At 54.9% G+C, this 5,063-nt stretch carries 6 protein-coding genes and 1 pseudogene; 5 read left to right on the top strand and 2 right to left on the bottom strand.

The genetic code is table 11. From position 1 onward, the window contains the following. Positions 1–478 precede the first annotated feature (478 nt). The 3 genes from AC2FND_RS19485 (at position 479) to AC2FND_RS19475 (ending at position 3,521) form a co-directional block, all read left to right on the top strand. The gene (locus tag AC2FND_RS19485) at positions 479–814 is read left to right on the top strand and encodes a hypothetical protein (RefSeq protein ID WP_496771373.1); all 336 of its coding nucleotides are present in this window, start codon (positions 479–481) and stop codon (positions 812–814) included. A gap of 194 nt (positions 815–1,008) precedes the next feature. Then, positions 1,009–2,499, top strand: coding sequence for a hypothetical protein (locus tag AC2FND_RS19480; protein ID WP_496771372.1), 1,491 nt, complete (start codon positions 1,009–1,011; stop codon positions 2,497–2,499). Then, a complete protein-coding gene (locus AC2FND_RS19475) occupies positions 2,496–3,521 on the top strand; it encodes a glycosyltransferase family 2 protein (RefSeq protein WP_496771371.1) in 1,026 nt (341 codons plus the stop codon). Before AC2FND_RS19480 ends, AC2FND_RS19475 begins: the two co-directional genes overlap by 4 nt. Positions 3,522–3,559: 38 nt before the next feature. Here the strand turns inward: AC2FND_RS19475 and AC2FND_RS19470 are convergent, their stop codons facing one another. Continuing rightward, positions 3,560–3,988, bottom strand: coding sequence for an ATP-binding protein (locus AC2FND_RS19470; protein WP_496771370.1), 429 nt, complete (start codon positions 3,986–3,988; stop codon positions 3,560–3,562). Positions 3,989–4,079: 91 nt separating this feature from the next. On the opposite strand from AC2FND_RS19470, the gene AC2FND_RS19465 reads away from it, so the two are divergent. Beyond that, on the top strand, positions 4,080–4,439 hold the full coding sequence (locus AC2FND_RS19465; protein ID WP_496771369.1) for a hypothetical protein: 360 nt from the start codon (positions 4,080–4,082) through the stop codon (positions 4,437–4,439). Continuing rightward, a complete protein-coding gene (locus AC2FND_RS19460; RefSeq protein WP_496771368.1) occupies positions 4,354–4,830 on the top strand; it encodes a hypothetical protein in 477 nt (158 codons plus the stop codon). Before AC2FND_RS19465 ends, AC2FND_RS19460 begins: the two co-directional genes overlap by 86 nt. 12 nt (positions 4,831–4,842) lie before the next feature. Here AC2FND_RS19460 and AC2FND_RS19455 read toward each other — a convergent pair. After that, positions 4,843–5,063: pseudogene (locus AC2FND_RS19455) on the bottom strand (FAD-dependent oxidoreductase); the annotation flags it as partial.

Genomic DNA, 5,063 nt, shown 5'->3' with positions numbered 1-5,063 from the left:
CTTTGCGCAGCACAATGGTCGAATGTAACTATTTTTGTTTCCGCATTGAGAACCGGAATCGTTTAAATAAGACGAATCTGCGTCTGGGAGAGCGCGGTGGACTTCCAAAATTTCTGAGGTCTCCGTCCCGCTCCAGACATAGTCTTCGGGGCTCCTTGATGCAAACCCGCACCAAACCAATCCGTCTTTAGGTGAAATCGAAACTGCCTTACTCACATGGCAGGCAACTATCCGTCGCAAAGCTGCGAAACAATCCCAACTATTTGGCCTAATTGTTCAATTTAGAATATCTGCGAACCGCATCTGAACGGAAAAATGGAAGAAAGCTGAACTCAGCCATATTTCTCCTTCGATGGCCAGAAAGTTTCGTGTAGCGTTGGCTTGTTATTGTACCAATTTCAGGCACGCATTATCAATCGGAAGTTGCAGTTTAGCCGTTTGTTTCGAGTGCCTGCCTATTTGCGAGGAGACATTGCGCATGGGTGTTGGCCAGAACATAGCCGCTGAGAATGCGATTTGGATCTTTGGGGGCAGTGTTCCCGATACTTTTGTTGATCACATCAAGTTATCAGTACCTCCTTATGAAATGGGCACATCAACAGGGGAGCTGATCCACCAGCTGGCAAAGCACAATGCCGGGAAACCGGATGCCCGCTGGATTGGCATCGACGCCGAAAAGGCACGCAGTCTGAAAAGCGTGCTGGAGCCGTTTTCGACCCAAGGCAATCCGGATATGTTGGACCGGGCCGGTTTCAAGGATGTGATGAGTACCCAGAAATACATTTGCTTTGAAGGATTTCTTGCAATCAACTGATTACTCAACGCCATGTCGGTGAGAGCCGGAGTGGGGTAACACCTATTTTGAATCGATTTATGGAGGCCGCTGAGAACGCTGATGGACGCGCCTGATTTTTATCTCTGTGAAATGGCGCTGGAGGGCAGGCTGAAGACGGTAGTCGCTTGTTTTCAGCACCCCGTACTTGCGGCAAAACAGGCTGCAGAACGGATATGACCGTGTCGGTTTATCCAGACAAACCATCTTGGAGGGTCAAGACATCCCTTCTGTTGATAGCGGCGCTGCTGGCCTGTCTGTCCGTGTTTCTGATCAATGGCGGGCCGCTTTATTACTTCGACACCGGCAGTTACATCCGGCAGGGGAATGTGGCCCTGAGCAGTTTTCTGCCGCCGACAGCCGATAGTGCTGCGGCGGGCGTAACCCACGTCGCCGACGAGGATACCACCGCAACCGGATCACGGTCACTAATCTATGGCCTCATCATGGCCGCATTTGTTAGGGTTGAAGCCCTGTCCACCCTTCCGGTGTTGCATCTGGCCGTTACGTTGCTGGCTGTCTGGATGTTGGCGCGAGCGGCTGGCCGGTCTCTGGGTGGTATACAGAACTCAATCACGATGACTGCGGTGCCTTTGCTGGTGGCAGCCTGTACTTCATTACCGTTTTATATCGCCTACATGATGCCCGATATTTTTGCCCCGGTGTTGCTGATCGCGATTGCCTCATTGACGGCCTTCGGGCGGACAATGCAGACTTGGGAGCTTTTGTTGATATCCGGTCTGGCCCTTTTAAGCGCTCTTCTGCACCCGTCTCATCTGGCGGTTGCAGCGTTGACGATCCCCTTTGTGGCTTTGGCAGCGTTCAGTGAGAAAAGACCGCGGCGTTGGCGTGCAACAATTTTGATGATGATGATTCTGGCGCTGGCACTGGCCGAGCGCAAGGCTTTTCAGGTCACCGTGGAAATCGCCACTGACAAAGAGGTCGTCTATACACCGCATATCACTGCGCGGCTCATCGTTGATGGGCCCGGCATGGATTACCTGAACGAGGTCTGCCCGAATACTAAAATACCCACCTGCGCGTTACACGAAGCGCTATCGTGGTCGGACGACCCTTATAGGCTGACACCATCCCACATCATATTCGAACGCTCACCCAGCCTAGGTTCATTTCAGCTGATGTCGCCGGAAGACCAGAAACAGGTTGCTCTGTCCCAACGGGATTTCGCCAAAGCGGTTTTCCTGTCCCGGCCTCTTTCCACCTCGTTGGCGCTGGCCCGAAACGGCTATCAGCAGGTATTGCGCTATAGCATTGCTATGACGATTCCGACGGATGTAGAGCTGGAGAACGCCCGCTGGTTGGCCAGAATGGGAGACATCCGGCCCGATATGTTCCAGAGCGGTTCATTGTCTCAGGACAGGGGCTGGATAGAAACGGCCAATGCCATACACGGTCTGATCTATGCTGTGTCGTTTGCCTTTATCCTGATCAATTTGCTGCGACCGGGAATCCCCCGAGACATGAAACTGTTCGCCGTGTTCATTCTGATCGGGATCGCGGTCAATGCGCTGGTCTGTGGCGGGGTCTCGCAACCCGCAGACCGATATGGTGCGCGCGTGATGTGGCTACTGCCTTTCACGGCTGCCTTTCTTTTTCTTGTTCAGCGTTCGTCAGTGTCGCAAGGCACGGCCGGAGATGCCTCGTGACTTCAGATAAAACCCTTTCCATCAGCGTCGTCATGCCCGCCTACAAGGCCGAGCATCTGCTGCCCCGTGTCCTGACACCCCTGATTGAAATGCTGAACACCGGCCAGGTGCAGCAGGTTCTGGTCGTCGATGACCAGTCCCCGGACGGCACTGCGGCCCTTGCCCGCGAAATGGGGGCCACGGTTCTGACCACGCCGGTCAATGGTGGGCCGGGGGCTGCGCGCAACCTGGCCGCCGAACACGCCACCGGTGACATCCTGTGGTTCGTCGATTCCGACGTCATCGCATGGCCCGACGGCCCGGAGCATATCCGCCGTGCCATGTCCGAGGATAATGTTGGCGCCGTGTTCGGATCCTATGACGACGCGCCGGATGGGCAATCGTGGTTCTCGCGCTACAAGAACCTTCTGCATCGCTATCACCATCAGCGCGCCCGGCGCGAGGCGCGCACCTTCTGGGCCGGGTGCGGTGCCATCCGACGCGATGTGTTTCTTGAGGTCGGCGGCTTTGATGTGAAAACCTATGAGGTTCCGTCGATCGAGGATATCGAACTGGGCTATCGGATCGCGGGGACCGGTCGCCGTATCCTTGTCGAGCCACAGCTGCAGGGTAAACACCTGAAAGTCTGGACCATCCGCAACAGCCTGAGCACGGATATCTTTTGTCGCGCCCTGCCCTGGGCCCGGCTGATGATCTCGCGCGAGGGGCTGACGGATGACCTGAACACCTCGATGGCCGAGCGGGCACGGGCTGCAATTGCGGGGTTGTTGCTGCTGTCGCTTCTGGTCCTGCCATTCTGGCCGGGGGCATGGCCCCTGCCCTTATTGCTGCTTGCAGCCGCCTTTGTCGCCAATTTCGATCTGGTGCGCGCCATGTCCGGGCATGGCGGACCGTGGTTCGCATTCAAATGCCTGCTGTATCATCAGGTCTATTATGTCTACTCGGCCACCATCTATGTCTGGTGCCTGTTCGAATACCACGTGCTGGGAAGGCGACAGAACCTATCGGTCAGGCGAAGTTAGCTTGCCCGGTTTCACCCGCCGGAAATCAGGTAGACTGATCAATTTGTCCAGCGCAAGTTTCCTTTAAGGAAATGCGTTCTGGATTTTCTGGAAGCTTCAGTTTGCCCCGGCAGCGTCACCGTAACGTGCACACCACGCAGAGAAGATGTCCCTATACTGACGGATCTGCCATAAAGCTCGGCTATATCTTGTACAATCAAAAGCCCTAACCCATGCCCTCCGGTCTCTTCCTTATCGCTGTTCTGAGGTAAATCTCCCGGTTTTGCTTTGCCCGCCCCCATACCTGGGCCATCATCCTCGACACTCAGGGTGATCATGCCCGGTTCGGATGTTGCTGCGGATATGCGCACATGACCGTCAGCCCAGAGACAGGCATTTTCAAGAAGATTGCCCAGGATTTCCTGAATGTCGGCCTCTTCACCGCCAAAAGTGGTTCCTGCATCTACATTGTTTTCGATATTGGGCATCCTGTTTCGGAATGTGATTCCAAGTGCGAACATCACATCTTCGGCGCTGGCGCACCAGAGAGGATTTTCCGTAGGGGCGTTCGGTACGAGCATGGCTGAGGTTGCGTTTGATGACACCGGTCATGCGTCCTACAAGATCCGCTATCTGAACTTTTTCTTCTCCATCAAGCGCCTCGGCAACGCGCGCCGGGGCCGCCAATGGCGTTTTCAGACCATGAGCCAGTTCTGCGTTTTTTCGACGGTGCTTCTCGATTATTGTATTATTGCGCCAATACAATTCGCGCAGTTCCTCAACCACAGGAACCAGATCAAGAGGCCACTTCTGATCATCTATGATAGTGTCGTTCTTGCATCGCAACGATTCAATGGGCATGGCCGCTGGAATCGAGGCGCGGTCGGAGATCAATCTGCCGACGCGCTACAAGCTCAGGGCCTCTCCGTTCGTTTTTGAAAAGGCTCATCCCCTCATCCGAGATAAATGGGTGGTTCGCGAGGTTGCCAACCGCTACATCCCCAACAACCTGAGCCAGCGCATCAAGATCGGCTTCTGGACGGCGGTGTTTCAGCGACTAGATATCCGACCAGACTACTTCAAAAACGCTTATCTGGGGAACCTTTTTAGCCTGACCCTAACACAGGTAGCAAACACAATCGAAGAAGCCAGTCCGGACCTTCGGCTACGGCTTCTGTTGACCGAGGTATGGCTGCGATGCCGGCTGGATCACCAGGACGAAGACCGCGAAATCAACAGATTACGCGATCACGTCAGCATCCGGCCGGATAGATTCCGCCCCAAACCTACCTCTGCCGACACCCCTGCAGACGCTGTCGTCCACAGTTGAAGGCAGACCGATTTAGAGCGCTGTACTTTTGCGGACAGCTGTTTGCCGGGAAGTCTTCTTCTTGGGCTTGGCTTCAAACTCTTCGTGATAAGAGCGCTCAACATTGACGTCCCAGACGTCATAGTTCTTGCCCATGATATTGCGGGCGGCATACATCGCCGACAGCATGGAATGATCCTGGTTGTTGTAGCGGTGCAAACCATTGCGACCCACGGTCTGGAAGTTTTCCAGCG

The organism is Ruegeria sp. BHSB056, from assembly GCF_059613305.1.
Note: the sequence above shows the minus strand (reverse complement) of the source record. Positions and strands in the feature narration are given on the sequence as shown.